The organism is Pseudoalteromonas piscicida (genome assembly GCF_000238315.3).
Lineage (GTDB): Bacteria > Pseudomonadota > Gammaproteobacteria > Enterobacterales > Alteromonadaceae > Pseudoalteromonas > Pseudoalteromonas piscicida.
The window spans coordinates 849,222-865,694 of the sequence record NZ_CP011925.1; the positions used below are offsets into that span (position 1 = coordinate 849,222).

Genomic DNA, 16,473 nt, shown 5'->3' on the forward strand with positions numbered 1-16,473 from the left:
CAGACTTAAGTATTGTTTGTCGAGTATATTCACTCACCGGCCAAATAGAATCTGTCTCAGCTACAGCACTGACCATAGTGTCGTAAAATACCAGTTTGAGCAATTACAGAGGGTTACATTGTGGATTTTGCTTATATTAACTCAACTTGAATAAACAGAAACTTCCATTGGCGCCGCTTTGCATCCTCAAGTACAATTAGCGTTTTCGATTGCAACACACTGGAACCTTCCAATGGAAATCAAAGTAAATTACCTCGACAATCTCAGAATTGATGCCAAATTTGACGACTTTTCTGTCATTGCAGATCAGCCAATTCGCTATAAAGGCGATGGCTCAGCACCAAGTCCATTTGACTACTTTTTAGCTTCTTCAGCGCTTTGTGCAGCTTACTTTGTGAAGGTATATTGTAATGCGCGTGACATTCCAACGGACGGAATTCGTGTGGCGCAAAACAACATCGTTGATCCTGAAAACCGTTATAACCAAATTTTTAAAATTCAGGTGGAGCTTCCAGAAAGCATTTCTGAAAAAGACCGCCAAGGTATCCTGCGCTCAATAGACCGCTGTACCGTTAAAAAGGTGATCCAAACGGGACCTGAATTCCAAGTGGAAGCGGTTGAAAGCCTTGAAGATGATTCTCAGGCTATGCTGATGGTTGATACCAGCGAAAGCGACAGCACTTTTATCCTAGGTAAAGATCTTCCGCTGGAACAGACGATTGCAAATATGACCAAGATCCTATCGGATTTAGGCATGAAGATTGAGGTTGCATCATGGCGTAATATCGTGCCACACGTCTGGTCTTTGCATATTCGTGATGCTGCTTCACCAATGTGTTTCACCAATGGTAAAGGGGCAACCAAAGAAAGCGCGCTTTGCTCGGCACTCGGTGAGTTTATTGAGCGTTTAAACTGTAACTTCTTTTATAATGATCAATTCTTTGGTGAAGAAATCGCAAATGCTGAATTTGTTCACTACCCGAACGAAAAGTGGTTTAAGCCTGAAGCTGATGATGCGCTTCCTACTGAGATTTTAGACGACTACACTCGTGAAATTTATGATCCAGAAGGTGAACTACGCGGTTCGCACCTAATCGACACAAATTCAGGTAATGTAGCGCGCGGTATTTGTTCTATTCCGTACACTCGCCATTCAGATGGTGAAACCGTGTATTTTCCGTCAAATCTAATAGAAAATTTATTCCTAAGTAACGGTATGAGTGCCGGTAATAACCTGTTTGAAGCGAAGGTGCAGTGTTTATCTGAGATCTTTGAACGCGCGGTGAAAAAGCAAATCATCGAACAAGAAATCGTGCTCCCTGACGTGCCAGAGTCTGTACTTGCTAAATACCCAGGTATTGTTGAAGGGATCAAAGGGCTTGAAGAGCAGGGTTTCCCAGTGGTGGTGAAAGATGCATCTCTTGGCGGTCAATTCCCAGTAATGTGCGTGACCCTGATGAATCCAAAAACAGGCGGTGTGTTTGCTTCTTTTGGGGCGCATCCAAGCTTCGAAGTGGCACTTGAGCGCAGTTTAACTGAGCTGTTACAAGGGCGCAGTTTTGAAGGCTTAAACGATGTACCAAAACCTACGTTTAACAGCATGGCGGTATCTGAGCCAGAGAACTTTGTTGAACACTTTATAGATTCAACGGGTGTGATCTCATGGCGCTTCTTTAGTGCGAAGCATGACTACGATTTTGTTGAGTGGGATTTTACAGGCACTAATGAAGAAGAGTGCGATAAGTTATTTGGCATTTTGGAAGGGTTAGGTAAAGAAGCCTATATTGCGGAATTTACAGACTTAGGGATCGCTTGTCGTATTTTGGTACCAGGTTTTTCTGAAGTTTATCCTGCTGAAGATCTGATTTGGGACAACACCAATAAAGCGTTGCAATACCGCGAAGATATTCTCAACATCCATTCTCTAGATGACGAAGCATTAGCTAACTTGGTTGAGCGCTTAGAAGACAGCCAGCTTGATAACTATATCGATATTATCACCCTAATTGGTGTTGAGTTTGACGAAAATACGGTGTGGGGTCAGCTTACAATTCTTGAGCTTAAGATTTTAATCTATCTAGCGCTTGGCGATATCGAAACGGCCATTGAACTAGTTGAAACCTTCTTGCAGTTTAATGACAACACGGTTGAGCGTGGCTTATTCTACCAAGCAATGCATGCCACACTTGAAATTGCATTGGATGACGAGCTAGAAATAGAAGATTACATCCACAACTTCACCCGCATGTTCTCTAAAGACGTGATGGATGCGGTTATTGGCTCAATTAATGGTGATGTGAAATTCTATGGTTTAACGCCCACTAACATGAAGTTGGAAGGTTTAGATAAGCACCTGCGTCTTATTGAAAGCTATAAGAAGCTTCATGCAGCAAGAGGGAAATTCGCTTTATAATGGAATGTTGTAAATTAGGGCGCAAAGCGCGCTCTAATTTACACATGATTGCAGGCCTAAGTAAGCTTTTGAGTAAACAGCTCTATTCAGTTCTTTAACCAGCTTAAAATCTACCCAAGTCCAAGCTAATTCAAATTTTGACGATGACCATTGTTGTATCAGTGACGACTTCTGTTGAGTAATTAGTCCCGATGAAGCCAGCTTCTTACATAGTTTATTCGATAATTCGGCCTTATTCTCTAGGAATGAAAACTTGTTGTTGAGCTCATCAAAATATACGGGGGAGCTGACCAATGCGAAATGGTCAAACAGTGTGTCTCCAATAGCTAAGTCAAAAAATAAGTAGGGGCTATCATTTATATCACGCCAAAACAGTAGCATCTTCTCGACTTCCTTTACATCCCCGGGAAAATGCACTTTTTCCAAGTATTTTATAACCTCATCCTGATGCATAGAAATATATAGCTTTGTTGTGGCGGGCTTACGTTGCTGCATAAATGAGATATGTACGATATGACCCGAAAGCGGTAAGTGTTTGAATAGTCTAGATAGCGTTAAACTCGCTTTTGAGTGATATTGTTGGCACAGACCCATAGAAAAAACATATGGTTTATAGTGGCTAAGCTGTGCATTTTTCTCTGCAAGTTGTTCCGGATAGCCAGATTCTAGACAGTAATGCATACCGGGAGCTGCGACGGTTTCTGGTTTGTTTACCAGAATATTATCAAATTCAAGCCATAAAAACGGAGTAAATGCGTCAAGGGATTTCAATTTAGCGTAGGTGCTTCGTAAATTTTCTATTAAAGGAAGCCAACGATTATCGATAAAGTTTGTACGTTTTTTAGGGGATTGGTGATCGATAGCGCAGAGTAAATCCAATCGACTAAATTCATGGGTAGCTAGATCTCTTATTTCTAAATAGTAGGATGAAAACAGCTGAGGAAAAAGGCTTGCAATTTCTTGCAAGCCTTCAGTTGTTTTTTTACCTAACAATTCGTGGAGAGATTCATCTAACACTCTGTTAAGTATAGTATTCACCGTATTACCAAATAATATTCGCGTTATCAGCTAAATTTTGCGAGATAATTTTAAGAGAGAATAATTCACGTACAAATTTCTCCTCATTACCTTTTATATCTCCAAACTGAGAGACCAACGAAAGTAGTTCATCTTTAACGTCTGCAGAAAGCTCTGCTTTAGTGTTGTTATACTCTACGCTGAAGTTTGATATATAGTCACTTGGAGATTGAATAAATTCACTGTGAGACGTTTCTTCATATGCTATCGAACGTAAGAAATTAAGTAACGCTACGACTTCAACTCCTTCGGTAATAGAAGCTTTACTGCTTGTTTTCTCACCCTCGAAGTGAGAAAGGTAGTCACTGATAAAATCTTCGTTGTTTAGTGCAGCAGAAAAGTTGCTTTTGATAAGTTGATTTTCTTCAGGTTGTTTGCAAAGTTTACTATTACCACCAATAGTTAAGCATTCTTCGGTGATATCTTTGTTGTCTACATAACCATTCAATGATTTTATTGGGTTGTCCTGACTATTTAATCTGAAGTCTAAATCAATATTTAATCTGTTTAGATAGTCTATGAATGCATTGTTAGCCATTTTACTTTTCCTTAGGGTTTAATGTTATTTCTTTCATTGGTATACCAGGTATTCCACTGTTTATTAAAGTGAAATCTTTGAATCTTTCTGTCCATTTTATTTTATTTTCATTGTAATAATAATTTAGGTTGTTATGGCAGCTCGCGCAATCAGACCCTTTATTTCTGATACTTTCAGAGACGGTCCACTGTGATTTGGGAATTTCACATTTGCTATTAACCTGAGCTAGAAAAGGCTCAAAAACCACACTTCTAACATTTTTGTCAAAGCGCTGGTATGACCCCGCGTTATCAATATGTGGATATTGTGAGCCAATCAGCTGGTAATGTTGTAATACAGAGTTTTGTTTTTTTAGTTTAGAGCGATACTGATCATTATATGTTGCAGCTAGAGTGGGAATTGGTTCATCTCGAACAAGAGGTGTCGGTCTATTGGCTGTATATATATTGGAACAGCTATATTCGTCCTGAGCAATGAAACTATATTGAATCGTGTTTGGGGTTTCACTTTCAAGCGTATCAACCTGCTCAAATGTCAACCAAGTCCAAGTCGGTTTATCACCTACCAATAGGTTTGAACTGGTACCAACCCCGATATGCATGGCAATAAGACCGAGAGTTTGTTTTACTGCAAAACCATGTAACTTAATGTTTTCCATGGTGATGTATCTCAGTTTATCATCTTTGCTTGTGAGTATGCGCCAACCCAGTTTTAATGCAATCTGAGGCTGTTTAGCGGATGTGTTACCTTGCCCACAACTGCCCCACCTAAATGCGAAACCCGCAAGGTCTTTGAGAGCTGGATTGTTATCAATTTCGTTCAGGTTTTCTTTGGTATCCCATAGTGCTTCCATCCATTTATCATTTACCCGCTTTTCAAAAAATACAGGGTTGTTATTTTTATCTCTCAGGCCCAGCATTTTGATTTCGTCGCCATCTAGCTTTAACGACATATCTAAGTCTAAACAACCAGAGTCACATTGCCAGCTATCTACTGTGGTAATATTTTTTCGAGTATCTTTGCCTTCAACAGAAACGGGCGTGTTGAACTCCTTTAAATAGCCATTTGTGTAGTTGACTTCAGCAAGTGTTGCGGTATTAATCCAGTCAGCCCAAGCAGGTAATGAAAGCTTGCCGAATTGTTTTTGTTGGTTAATCGCAATAAAAGTTTGCCATGAGTATTCGTATAAATGTTCAGGTGTAAGCGTAAAATTGGCAATCGCATTGTTCGTGCTCAAATCACATGAAACGTCTGCAGGAAGCAAAGTTGTTGATGCACTTGCAACCCCTGAACAGCCCAATGCTACCAGTAAGCATGTTCTAGTTATCATTCTTAATTTCCTATTTTAAATACTTATTGATATATCCAAGTGCCCCTTGCAATTCAGCGACTTCTTTAGCACTTTTTAATTGTTCTTTACGAGCGGACTCTGTAGTACACAGCATACTTTTAAGTCGATAAGCTTCTGGTAAGTAAAACGTATCAAGTTTTTCATTTGCAATATTGATAGCAATATTTAACTGTTCTGAAGCCTCTTGAGTATCTTCTGCAAGCAGTAAGCATTCACCATACATTGTTCGTAGCCAAGCAACATGACCAATAGAGTCCGTTAACAGGTAAGCATCTAAACCAGAGCGAACGAGGGGAAGACCTTCAGATACATTGTGATCAAGGCACATCAGTCAGCCTTTTATTATGTTACCAATGGATAACCAAAGCGCGAATCCATGCTTCTCAGAAAGTGAAAGGACCTTTTCAGCGTAATACTCGGCCAGATCGAGTCTTCTGGATATTACTCCAATGTAGGCATGACGGGCGTAAACGTGAACTTGATATGCGGGAATATCATCTAATTCGGTCAGTCTATCAGCTTTAATTCGCTGTTGGTCAGAACGTTCGTAATCACCCATGAGCCAAGAAACTCCGGCATGAATTGGCAGTGAGGATATTGCACAGTCAAATGGAAATGGGTAGCTTTTGAAGTATTCGTGGTGCTCATCATAGTTATAAAGTGCCAATGCCTGAGTAAAGGTCTTGTCAGCCAATAGCAGATCCCCTTTAGCCCATTCGATCCCGCCTTTTAAATGAAGAGCTGCTATTTCCAATGCTGCAGAATTTTGCTGCTTAGCCATTTCAAGTAGTTGCTGTATCGTGTTCAATCCTTCGATATGCTCGGCTTTAACGACTTGAATTAATGCAATACTCCAAAAAGCTGAATACAGCTCTGGGGGGTTGTTGAGCTCGCTACACAGTGCTCGGGAACGGTCGATATGTGGTGTGATACTGCTGTTTGCATATCCCAATGTGGTAGCCAAGTGTAGTGCTAGCGCATTTCTTATTAGAATTTCTGTGAGCTTGTTTTCGTAACTGCCTGTACATTGCGTGAGTGTATTAAGTGCGCAGGTATAATGTTGTATTGCAGAATTTATATCTGCTAACTGTGTACTTTTTTCTGCAGCTTGTTTCCAAAGCAATGTTGCGTCAGTGTATTCAAGCGCTTTTTCGTGATGAGTTGCTCTTAGTGTGTAATCTTCACTTTTGAATGAGTCTAGTGTTTGAGCAACCACTGAATGTAACAAACGTATACTGGTTTGATTAACACTTTCATAAGCCGCATCCCTCACCAGCGCATGCTTAAAGATATAGCTATCGTTATCAACACGACGTTGCTGCACAATAAGGTCGTTTGCTATCAGTTCATTTAAGTCGTTTTGGATCTGGTTCTCGCTTAAAGAAGATGTCGCAACCAGTAAATCATATTCAAACTCTCGGCCAATTGTGGCTGCTAGTTGCGCTGTTTCTTTGGCGTGACTAAGACTATCTAGTTTTTGTTGTAATGACTCTCTTAAACTCGTAGGTACTTGGTCAAGTGTGTCTGGTGCGAGAAAGTCAATCTCTCCACCTTTATCTCCAACCAATGCCTTTTGCTTAAGCATGTTGACAAGTTCTTCAATAAATAGCGGAATACCGTCGGTGCGACTGGTAAGCAACTTGAGAACCCGCTCTGACACTCGGCGGCCATCAAACAGGTTAATGATAAAATCTTCGGTGGCCTTCTCGGTTAGTTTTTTCAGACAAACATCCACTAGGGTGAGGTCTTTTAACTGAGTTGGCACCGCTTGTCTTGAAGTACTGAGTAAAACATCACCTGAAGCGAGCGCACCGACAAAGTGATGTAAAAACTCTAAGGTGGTGCTATCTGCCCAGTGAATGTCTTCAATAATGTAGAGTTTAAACTTACTGAGCCCGTGACGATTTGACAGTAACAATGCGCAAAGTCCTTTAAACAACACTTGCTTCTGCTCATCGGGAGAAAGTGTAGAAGGCGTAATTTCATCATCAAGGGAGATATTGAGCCAAACTAGCAACACAGGGATAGCCTGCGCTAAATCGAGTTCACCGTCCTTATTCGATAATACATAACTAAAAACGGTATTGGCTGAATGAGCGTCAAGCTGATCGGTGTTAAAGAGGTATTTGACCAACGTTAAAATTGGATACAAAGCATTATTTTGATGCTCTGGTAAACACTGGGCGACTAAATGCTGATATTGCGGTGCATTAGCACGAATTTCTTGCAGCAGCCGAGATTTACCTATGCCAGCTTCACCATGAATGTGCGCGATGCGGCTTGCACCTTCGACTTCGTTATTAATGAGTGAAAGTGTCTGTTCAAGCTCAAGGTGACGACCAACAAGTTCATGATGGTTCTTTGTACCACGCATAAAGCCAAATGCTTCGATGCGACGTTCTCCTTGCAAGTTATAAACCGGCGTTAGTTCAAATAACGGGCCTATTTGAACTTGACCGTACAGATTGAATTCTGAAAAAGCATCAAGGAGTGAGCGTGACTCTGCACTACATAAGACTTGGCGCTCGCCGGCTTCACGGGAGAGTGCTGCTGCAATATTTGCGTGATGACCTTCAGGTACGGCATTGGCGTAGGTAATAAATACACCGGTATGAATACCAATGTGAGCATTAAGGGCGACTCTATGGGCTTCTTGCATTAGTGCGTTACGTTTGCCAAGTTCGCTTATCATTTCAAGTGCGGTACGGGCAGACAATCGCGCATCGTTATCGCTACTAACTGGGTAGCCAAAATAAAACAAGCTGGTATCGGCGAGGTTACCCACGTGATAAGCGCCGTAACGAGTCGCGATATCAATAAAGTGATTGCGTTGAGATTTATAAACCGTGTCTATGACATCGAAGTCTTTATCTTGATTGTCGAGTGCTTTGACACTTAATCTTACCGCAAGAACAGTGAGCTGCTTGCGCTCAGTAAGCGCCGTATATTCTTGAATGGCGCGATGATTAGGATCGTCATCACGGATCATTACTGTGGTTTCGTCGTAACCATGCTGGGCTTTAACATCATTTAGCACACCAACAAGGTTCGATACGTTCATCCGAGCAAGTTCAGAGAATGCCTCGGTTGCAGTGATCACACGTTCCAACGCACTTTTATTGAGTACACGCCTAAGCAGTCCCGCAAGAGGGTGGCCAAGTAGGGCGCTTGGAATGGGAATATGTACATCGCTTAATTGTTTGTGATAAATCGAGGCGACACTTGTGCCAGTTACCGCAGGCACGCCGGTTAAACATTCTAAAAATACCAAACCCCAGACATACAGATCAGATTTAGCTGAGGCTGGCTCACCACGTAATTGCTCTGGTGCGCTGTAAGAAGGCGTGCCCAATGTCTCTTGCGTAAGTGTGATCGTTTCAAAGTCATGCTGACGGCTTTCTTGTGCCAGTGTACCGATACCAAAATCAAGTATTTTGGCATAAGTCTTTGCACCAGACTGGCTAAGCATAATATTGGTTGGCTTTATGTCTCTGTGGATAATGCCTTGTTGATGAGCGTGAATGAGCGCGTCTAACACTTGCAACATGATGTCAGTTGCATACACTGAATCAATTGCACCATTTTGACTTAGATAGTCCCGTAGTGTTTGCCCTTCCACATACTCGAATACCCCGAACATTAAATTTTCATTTAATTGTCCTTTATCTAATAATCGTACGATATTTGGGTGATTTAATTGACTACAAAGTAAGGTTTCGCGATTGAAACGCTCGGCATATCTATGTTTTTTCGTCGCTTCTAGTTGTGGTTCTAACGCCAGAAATTTTAGTGCAACGATTTGCCCTGTGTTTATTTGGCGCGCCTTAAAAACTTTACCGAATCCACCTTCTCCAATTTTTTCAAGTAGTTGGTATTTGTCAGACTGGAAAACATCGACAATATGGCTATCCGAAAACTGCGTCAGAGACATATGATTACTAATTCTTATTTTTTGTTAATGGTATAGGGTAATTGGAATGTAAATACTTGTCTAGCATGAGAATTTTAATTGTTTTTTAAAATTGGATAATTAACAGTCTGGGTTGACTGTGGAGTTTTGTAAGTGTTTGAAAGTATTCTATTTTTATTTGGGTGAGTTTTTTGGAGTATTGCTTGTAATGGAGTGTAATTCCTTCTATTCGAAAAAGTTGGCATACTTTAGTTATAAGAATAAAAAGGAAAAATGAATGAAACGCCGAACGTTTATGTTTGCTGGTGCAGCACTCACGGTTGCATCAGTCTTACCTCCTGTTAGCTTTGCTAGACAAAGCTTCACTGCTTCTGGAGTATCAAAAGATACAACGGAAAGGCTTCCTGAAAATCTATTGAATGAACTCGGTATTCAAGTACCTATCAGGGGTGTTCTAAGCCCTTCAGGGGAACGAGTTTCTTTTAAAAAAAGAGCCAATATAATTAGGCGTTACGGAGATTCTCTCTACGTTTACTTCGAACATGAGAGAGTGATCAGGGTTTTTGATACCCAGGGTAACCCTGCTTCCAATGAATTGCCTTTACCTAAATACATTAGCGATCTTAAAGATTTTGCTGTAGATCCGACACAACAACAGCTTTATTTACTGCAACCTGGAAAGCACCACATAGTGTTAGCCGACTTTAGCGGTGAAATAGTGGGCACTTTTGGTGAGTTCGGAATTGAGCAAGACTATCAACTTAATGGTCCAAAGAGCATCACCATTGGTAAGTCTAATCAGTTATTTGTTTTGAATTCTGGCAGTTCTAGTATCAAAGTTTTTGAAAGCAATGGAGTATTTTTAAAAAACTATACATTGAGTCAAAAGCAAAAACGCACAGTTACAAGTATCGATGGCGCTAATCAGATTATTATCAATGGTGGGAAGTTTTCAGATCGTCAATGGAAATTAGATCAAAATATTCGCAATTTTATCGAGGTGGACTAAGCTGACAAAGGGCTTGATCGGATTTTACTTTTTGCCACTTAAGCAGTTTGGAGCTTGAGTTACGTTAGGTTAGTTATCTGTGAACTTAAGGATGGTTATGCCATATAGTAAGGAACGGTTAGCTTATTTTAAGCTTCCAATTTTTCTTGAACATCAACAAGTACTCGACGAGCTTGGGACGCTGAATGAGCTGGCCTGGACTGACCATGTAAATAAAGCAAATTACGACGGCGGGTGGGACGTAGTTGCGTTGCGTTGTTTGTCAGAGCATTTATCTGCTCACCCGATCTTACAAAACTTTGCGATTGAGTCAGGCACTCACTGGCAAAACTTACCTATATTAGAAGAAAAGCCGCTACTTAAATCATTCGTTGATAATTTCCCCTGTGAAGTTCTCTCTGTAAGAATCATGCGATTGAAAGCAGGTGCTTTTATAAAACCTCACAGAGATGGCGGCCTTTGTATCGAAAATGGTGAAGCAAGACTTCATATACCTTTGGTCATCGACACTGCTCTTGAGTTTGTCGTTGATGGTATGCAAGTACCAATGAAAGAAGGAGAGGTGTGGTACATAAATGCGGACAAAATACACAGTGTCGCTAACCGAGGAAACCTTGATAGAGTCAATATCGTTATTGATTGCAAAGTAAATGATTGGTTATTAGATTGCCAGTCAGGGTCAATGGGCGTTCCTTGTGAAGAGTATACAAGCTAAAAAAATGCAGTGTGTTTCGTTAGCAAGCGATTTAAAAATAATAGGTTGAAGGATCTGTAATGACGTCTGGCAGCGTGTACCAAGTAAAAAAATTGCTAGAGCACTCTCAAGCTTTGCTCCTAAATGATATTGATGCTGGGCTAAATAGACCTCACGCATTATCTATGTCTGAGGCTCTAGCTGAACTAACAGGCGTATCCACTGACTTCGATATGAATGATTGGTCTGATATAAACACTGACAAAGGGGTCGCGATTTCACCTGTTCAGGCAGCTAAATGTTTACTAGAAACGCTACGTAGTCAGATATTTATGCAGGGCGTTGCGAGCGCGATACGAGACAAAATCAATCAGCAAGATAATATAAATATCCTCTACGCAGGGACCGGGCCATATGGTGTATTACTATTACCTTTTCTCGCGCTCCACAAAACGAGTCCAGTCTCAGTAACACTTTTAGATATTCATCCAGAAAATACGCAAGCAATACATGAGCTGGTAACTAAACTTGATATCGCTCATATGGTGAAACGTATAGTGCACGCAGATGCAACAACTTGGCTACCTGAAGAACCAATAGAGTTTGATCTCATCATTTCCGAGACCATGAATACCTTATTACGCAGAGAGCCTCAAGTATGGATTTTTAGCCACCTTCAACAGTTTTTAAAGTCAGATGGAGAGCTCATACCTCAAGAAATTGAGCTTACTGCTTGGCTATGCAATCCAAGTTCTCTGACGAAAAGTGAGCAAAGAGTCAACCCAGCTGAGCTTGGTTCGTTTTTCCGTCTCGATAAAAACACAGCAAGCGCACTCAATGAGAATAACCTAGGTGTTTTATCTGGTTCGTTTGAGGTACCGGATTGCGGGAAAGTTTATCATACACTGGAATTGAAAACGGAAATCAAAGTCTATAGGGAGCATAGACTCACCGAAAACCAATGCAGCTTGAATTTACCAATTAAGTACCAAGATAAAAATCTAAGGGCCGGTGATCGGATTACTTTTGAGTATATTAACGATCCAATACCTGAGTTCATCTTTAGCTTCCCTGATGAAAGTTTACCAAATCTTCCCGCTTATCATGAGGTGGGTGAGTCTGGAATTTTCCAAATTAAACGTATCTTCGTTAAATGCCAATTAAATAAAGTAAATAAGCTTGATATTAACAACCATGAATGTGAGTGGTCTTTGGATACACAAATATGGGGTGAACTTGAGTTAAGTTTAGAATTGGTTTTAGAAGCCTTGTATCGGTTTAGGTTGTTTGAGGAATTTGAGTTTTGGCTGCTTGATAAAATTGGTAATCGACTTGATGATAAATTAGTTGGTGCTATTAATCGAAAAGTAGTTGGTTTTTATAGTTAAAATATAAAGGTAAGAGTGATGAAGTTTACGCCTCCAGATGGTTTATATGTTAGACCGTCAAAACCAGAAGATAAAGGCTTTCTGGAAAGCTTACACCATAGCACTCGGCAAGATTTGCAGTTGATTGATGGAGATAAGGATTTTATAGAGTCAATTATTGAAATGCAGTTTAAAGCGCAAAGTAATGGCTATGGAGATCAATTTCCAAACGCTATGTATTTCATTATTGAAAAACACCATGAGCGAATAGGCAAGGCGACAATTGACTTTGGTAATAATGAAGTGAGATTAATAGAAATTGCTTTAATACCTCAAGCTCGTGGATTAGGGCTCGGTGCAGCAGTTGTTCAATCTTTCCAGCAAGCTGCTGCTCAATCTGGCGTGCCGATGACTTTGTCGGTATTGCAAGATAATTATAATGCAAAGCGTTTATATCAGAAGCTAGGCTTTAAAATTGAATCAATTAAGGCTCCTTATGAGTTACTAATTTGGTATCCGCCAGCGTTGAGGAATATAGTTTTAGGTTAATTTAAAAAGAGGGGTAATAAACGAAAGGTAATAAAGCGCCTCGCTTGATCATTGGTATTAATAACTGTTTTTTAGTTAACAAGAGCGAGTCTAACTTAATGAGCAAAGGAGCAAGTGTTGTGAAACTAACTAGTAGTTTATTTGAAGACTTAATTGGTCAGGATGTTGAAGTTTTTACGGCCGATGGCAAGCATAAGCTAAACGAGTTGCAAGTTGATGCTATTGATGAGTGCAAGCTAAACAGTAATGAATTTGAAGGATTTTCTGTAACGTTAACCGCCAAATCAAATTTTCCGCTTACTGATGATACGTATACATTAAAGCATCAAAAGTTGGGTGAAATGCCACTGTTTTTATCTGCATACGAAAAAGACAAGTATCAAATAATTATCAGTATAAAAAAAGAAGCATAAAGGAGTTTAATAATGTCAGAACCCTATATTGGACAGGTTACCCTCTATGGCTACAATTGGGCACCTAAAAATTGGTCTTTATGTAACGGTCAGCTAATTCAAATTAGCCAAAATCCAGCGCTATATTCTCTCACCGGCACCGCGTATGGTGGTGATGGTAGAACAACCTTTGGTCTGCCAGACTTTCGTGGCAGAGTGCCGGTGGGGCTTGGTAACTTAGGAAACGCTAGTTACGATAGAGGCAATGCTGGTGGCGCTGAAAACGTAACGTTAACCTTAGCAAATATCGCGCACACCCACATCATGCAAGCAAGTACGAAAACGGCTAACTTTACGCTTGCTAACCTTCCGGGACCAAACCAAATGGCGACGGAGACGGAAGAGCCTATATATGCCGCAGCCACAAGTTTGGTAAATACCTCAGACTCCACGGTATCAAGCATTGGTGGCGGTCAGAGCCACAATAATATGCAGCCTAGCTTATCCCTTAACTTTGCCATTGCACTCACTGGCATTTATCCGAGCCGAAACTAAGGAGGTCGTAAATGGAAGGGTTTATTGGACAGATAACGATGTTTGCCGGCAATTACTCGCCATTTAAATGGGCGTTTTGCTACGGGCAGATCACTGCAATTACAGGGAATGAAGCGTTATTCTCTTTGCTTGGGAATACTTATGGTGGTGATGGAAGAAGTAGTTTTGGGTTTCCTGATATGCGAGGTCGATTACCTATGGGGTTCGGCAGTGGTCCTGGATTAACGCCAACACAAATAGGAACAATGAAAGGGGTAGAAACGGTCACCTTAGATATCAGTCAAATACCATCGCATAGCCATAATTTTCAGGTAAGTAACAACACCGCGACGGGTACAAGCCCTGGTGGGCAAGTGTTGGGTAAAGCTGATATGTACTGTGAACCAGCAACGGCCCAGCATGGTGGTGGTCCTTCAGCTATGTATGACGGCATCATTGCCTCTGCGGGAAGCGATTTTCATCATGAAAACAAAATGCCTAGCCTTGGGGTTAATTTTATCATATGCCTAAATGGCATGTATCCACCTAGAAATTAAGGAGAAGAATAATGGCTGATTGTTTTTTAGGTGAAGTTCGAATGTTTGTTTGCAATTTTACACCAGAGTGGTGGACCAGTTGTGAAGGACAACTACTACCTATATCGCAAAATTCAGCACTTTTTGCGGTAATAGGCTGTAACTTTGGTGGTGATTGTCGCACCACCATGGGGGTGCCAAATTTACAATGTAGAGTTCCGATGGGGACGGGGGTAGGCCCTGGCCTGACACCAAATTATTTAACCGAAAAGCAAGGCAACAATGAAGTTATGCTATATGAGTCGAACTTACCTGCTCATACCCATACTTTTTATGGTACGACTTCATTAGCCGGAACGGTTGATACGGGGCAGGGGAATCTACTCGCTCAGTCTACAGGCTTTACTGCTTATGATAACCAACCTGATGTGGAAGAGCAGATAGCGATGGATTATGCTGCGCTTGGTACTAATGGTATGGCAAATGCTGGGCATGAAAACCGCCAACCATTTTTGGCGATTCAGTTTGCATTGGCACTAGATGGTACATTTCCACCAAGGAACTAGCTTATTAAAGCGCAAAGTATTGGTAAGAGATTGGCTTGGTGCTGGTCCTTACTAATACTTATATTTTACGGCGGTAATTGAGTGTTATTATCGGCTTTAAATTAGTAACTTACTGTGGTGTTTGTAAGAATGGTAACCAATGTGTAAAAAAGAGGTATGTCAGCTTTTTTATCTAACAAGATTAAAGCTGGTGCTGTGCTTTATATTTGTTGTTTTATCTATTGGTACGACGAATGCACAGGGAATTGAGTTTGTTAATTTTGGCAACAAGATAAAGCTTGAACAGAGCAACGCTGAACCTAAGAGTGTGTATAAGTTTGCTAACTCAGAACACTTGGTGGAGCTGAGTAACAGAATAATCATAAAAATACAGGCTGGGATGGGCGGTGACGCTGCAAACGCCTTAAAGCAAAAAATAGAGGTGGGTCAGCTAGCCATCTTTGGGCCCTTTGCAGAGCACGAGTTTATGGTGGTATCGCTAAAAGACGCGTCCGCAAAGCGCTTGACTGGTGCACTAGCAATTGCCAGTGGTTTGAAGGGGGTAATATATGCCCAGCCAGATATTTTACAAATAAAAAGTAAGCTCGAAGTTGAAAACAATAACGCTGCGCAATGGTTAACAAAAACCTTGTCGCAATCAGGTTTTATGAAAAGCTTACCTTTTCGTTTATTTCAGTTAGAGAAATGGCAAAAACAACTACAACAATCGACTCAAGGCGAGGGAGTAAAAATCGTTGTTATCGATGATGGCTTTGATTTAAAACATGAGGCCTTAAGTAAAACTAAGGTATTACTCACCTACGATATTGAAAGAAGAGTCAAGGACGTACAGCCGCAAAGCCGCTTTGATAAACATGGTACTAAGGTAGTCGGAGTGATCTTTGCCAGAGCAAATGACGCTTTGCCAGCTGAAATGGCGGGTCTTGCAATCGACGCAGGGCTTATTGCAATAAGGCAAACAAAAAGCTGGACAAGCCATACATTGGAGTCGTTACATATCGCGCAACTGGCGCAAGCTGATGTTGTTAACATGAGTTGGCAAACGCAGTGGCTACTAGAACCAATAAAAGATGCCATTGATGGCTTAGCACAAACCGGCCGAGGCGGTAAAGGTGCGCTGGTAGTTATAGCCGCCGGAAACAGCGGAAACATAATTAAAGCAAACAGCACAGAGGCGAGTATTGCGTCTGCGGTGGTGGTGGGCGCAATGAATAGTGGTGGTATGCCGGCAAGCTTCAGTAACTTTGGTAAATCGGTAAGTGCTTGGATGCCAGGTTACAGCGCCAAGGTAACTGCGAAAAATAATGCATACAGTGGTTTTGGTGGTACTTCTTACGCAGCGGCATATTGCACGGGCATGATTGCACTGCTGTTGGCCGCGGAGCCTGAATTACCGGCAACTAAAGTCAAGCAAAAGTTGGCTCAAGTGTCTGGTTTAAAGCTGGACAACCAGAGTAAGCAAAGTAATTAAACGGCTGTGTTAGCTACTGATAACACAACAAGTTGGATAAAGGTCGTTCCTATCTTGGAAGTGAGC

Annotated in this window: 15 protein-coding genes; 10 read left to right on the plus strand and 5 right to left on the minus strand. The window is 41.1% G+C overall.

Translation table 11 applies throughout. The features are described from left to right. The first annotated feature begins 232 nt into the window (after nt 1-232). Complete coding sequence (locus PPIS_RS23165) at nt 233-2,413, plus strand: OsmC domain/YcaO domain-containing protein (RefSeq protein ID WP_010377770.1); 2,181 nt, start codon at nt 233-235, stop codon at nt 2,411-2,413. 33 nt (nt 2,414-2,446) lie between these two features. On the opposite strand, the gene PPIS_RS23170 is transcribed toward PPIS_RS23165, so the two are convergent. The 5 genes from PPIS_RS23170 to PPIS_RS23190 are packed head-to-tail and all read right to left on the minus strand — an operon-like array spanning nt 2,447 to nt 9,310. After that, nucleotides 2,447-3,451: a hypothetical protein gene (locus PPIS_RS23170; RefSeq protein ID WP_010377773.1), complete on the minus strand. Its 1,005-nt coding sequence runs from the start codon at nt 3,449-3,451 to the stop codon at nt 2,447-2,449. Nucleotides 3,452-3,455: 4 nt separating this feature from the next. Then, on the minus strand, nt 3,456-4,028 hold the full coding sequence (locus PPIS_RS23175) for a hypothetical protein (RefSeq protein WP_010377775.1): 573 nt from the start codon (nt 4,026-4,028) through the stop codon (nt 3,456-3,458). 1 nt (nt 4,029) lies between these two features. After that, nucleotides 4,030-5,358 (minus strand): hypothetical protein, encoded by a 1,329-nt coding sequence (locus PPIS_RS23180; RefSeq protein WP_010377777.1) that lies wholly within the window; start codon nt 5,356-5,358, stop codon nt 4,030-4,032. A 10-nt stretch (nt 5,359-5,368) separates the two neighbouring features. Further along, complete coding sequence (locus PPIS_RS23185; protein WP_010377778.1) at nt 5,369-5,707, minus strand: hypothetical protein; 339 nt, start codon at nt 5,705-5,707, stop codon at nt 5,369-5,371. A gap of 3 nt (nt 5,708-5,710) precedes the next feature. Next, a complete protein-coding gene (locus tag PPIS_RS23190; protein ID WP_010377780.1) occupies nt 5,711-9,310 on the minus strand; it encodes a TOMM system kinase/cyclase fusion protein in 3,600 nt (1,199 codons plus the stop codon). 256 nt (nt 9,311-9,566) lie between these two features. Between PPIS_RS23190 and PPIS_RS23195 the strand changes: the two genes are divergently transcribed. The 9 genes from PPIS_RS23195 (at nt 9,567) to PPIS_RS23235 (ending at nt 16,407) form a co-directional block, all read left to right on the plus strand. Continuing rightward, nucleotides 9,567-10,298, plus strand: a complete 732-nt coding sequence (locus PPIS_RS23195) for an NHL repeat-containing protein (protein WP_010377781.1) — start codon at nt 9,567-9,569, stop codon at nt 10,296-10,298. Nucleotides 10,299-10,395: 97 nt separating this feature from the next. After that, nucleotides 10,396-11,013, plus strand: coding sequence for an aspartyl/asparaginyl beta-hydroxylase domain-containing protein (locus PPIS_RS23200; protein WP_010377783.1), 618 nt, complete (start codon nt 10,396-10,398; stop codon nt 11,011-11,013). Between the two features lie 59 nt (nt 11,014-11,072). Continuing rightward, on the plus strand, nt 11,073-12,380 hold the full coding sequence (locus PPIS_RS23205; protein WP_010377785.1) for an SAM-dependent methyltransferase: 1,308 nt from the start codon (nt 11,073-11,075) through the stop codon (nt 12,378-12,380). A gap of 18 nt (nt 12,381-12,398) precedes the next feature. Next, nucleotides 12,399-12,908 (plus strand): GNAT family N-acetyltransferase, encoded by a 510-nt coding sequence (locus PPIS_RS23210; RefSeq protein ID WP_010377787.1) that lies wholly within the window; start codon nt 12,399-12,401, stop codon nt 12,906-12,908. Between the two features lie 119 nt (nt 12,909-13,027). Then, nucleotides 13,028-13,321 (plus strand): DUF6916 family protein, encoded by a 294-nt coding sequence (locus tag PPIS_RS23215; RefSeq protein WP_223192109.1) that lies wholly within the window; start codon nt 13,028-13,030, stop codon nt 13,319-13,321. 12 nt (nt 13,322-13,333) lie between these two features. Then, nucleotides 13,334-13,855, plus strand: coding sequence for a phage tail protein (locus PPIS_RS23220; RefSeq protein ID WP_010377792.1), 522 nt, complete (start codon nt 13,334-13,336; stop codon nt 13,853-13,855). Between the two features lie 11 nt (nt 13,856-13,866). Beyond that, complete coding sequence (locus PPIS_RS23225; protein WP_010377794.1) at nt 13,867-14,391, plus strand: phage tail protein; 525 nt, start codon at nt 13,867-13,869, stop codon at nt 14,389-14,391. Nucleotides 14,392-14,402: 11 nt separating this feature from the next. After that, the gene (locus PPIS_RS23230; protein ID WP_010377797.1) at nt 14,403-14,936 is read left to right on the plus strand and encodes a phage tail protein; all 534 of its coding nucleotides are present in this window, start codon (nt 14,403-14,405) and stop codon (nt 14,934-14,936) included. Nucleotides 14,937-15,075: 139 nt separating this feature from the next. Continuing rightward, entirely contained in the window at nt 15,076-16,407 is a 1,332-nt protein-coding gene (locus tag PPIS_RS23235; RefSeq protein ID WP_010377798.1) for a S8 family peptidase, read from the plus strand. Nucleotides 16,408-16,473: the final 66 nt, after the last annotated feature.

Excerpts from the sequence above, each read along its gene's own strand:
- PPIS_RS23165 (WP_010377770.1), top strand. The coding sequence starts at position 233 with ATGGAAATCAAAGTAAATTACCTCGACAATCTCAGAATTGATGCCAAA.
- PPIS_RS23175 (WP_010377775.1), bottom strand. The coding sequence starts at position 4,028 with ATGGCTAACAATGCATTCATAGACTATCTAAACAGATTAAATATTGAT.
- PPIS_RS23180 (WP_010377777.1), bottom strand. The coding sequence starts at position 5,358 with ATGATAACTAGAACATGCTTACTGGTAGCATTGGGCTGTTCAGGGGTT.
- PPIS_RS23185 (WP_010377778.1), bottom strand. The coding sequence starts at position 5,707 with ATGTGCCTTGATCACAATGTATCTGAAGGTCTTCCCCTCGTTCGCTCT.
- PPIS_RS23190 (WP_010377780.1), bottom strand. The coding sequence starts at position 9,310 with ATGTCTCTGACGCAGTTTTCGGATAGCCATATTGTCGATGTTTTCCAG.
- PPIS_RS23195 (WP_010377781.1), top strand. The coding sequence starts at position 9,567 with ATGAAACGCCGAACGTTTATGTTTGCTGGTGCAGCACTCACGGTTGCA.
- PPIS_RS23200 (WP_010377783.1), top strand. The coding sequence starts at position 10,396 with ATGCCATATAGTAAGGAACGGTTAGCTTATTTTAAGCTTCCAATTTTT.
- PPIS_RS23205 (WP_010377785.1), top strand. The coding sequence starts at position 11,073 with ATGACGTCTGGCAGCGTGTACCAAGTAAAAAAATTGCTAGAGCACTCT.
- PPIS_RS23210 (WP_010377787.1), top strand. The coding sequence starts at position 12,399 with ATGAAGTTTACGCCTCCAGATGGTTTATATGTTAGACCGTCAAAACCA.
- PPIS_RS23220 (WP_010377792.1), top strand. The coding sequence starts at position 13,334 with ATGTCAGAACCCTATATTGGACAGGTTACCCTCTATGGCTACAATTGG.
- PPIS_RS23225 (WP_010377794.1), top strand. The coding sequence starts at position 13,867 with ATGGAAGGGTTTATTGGACAGATAACGATGTTTGCCGGCAATTACTCG.
- PPIS_RS23230 (WP_010377797.1), top strand. The coding sequence starts at position 14,403 with ATGGCTGATTGTTTTTTAGGTGAAGTTCGAATGTTTGTTTGCAATTTT.
- PPIS_RS23235 (WP_010377798.1), top strand. The coding sequence starts at position 15,076 with ATGTGTAAAAAAGAGGTATGTCAGCTTTTTTATCTAACAAGATTAAAG.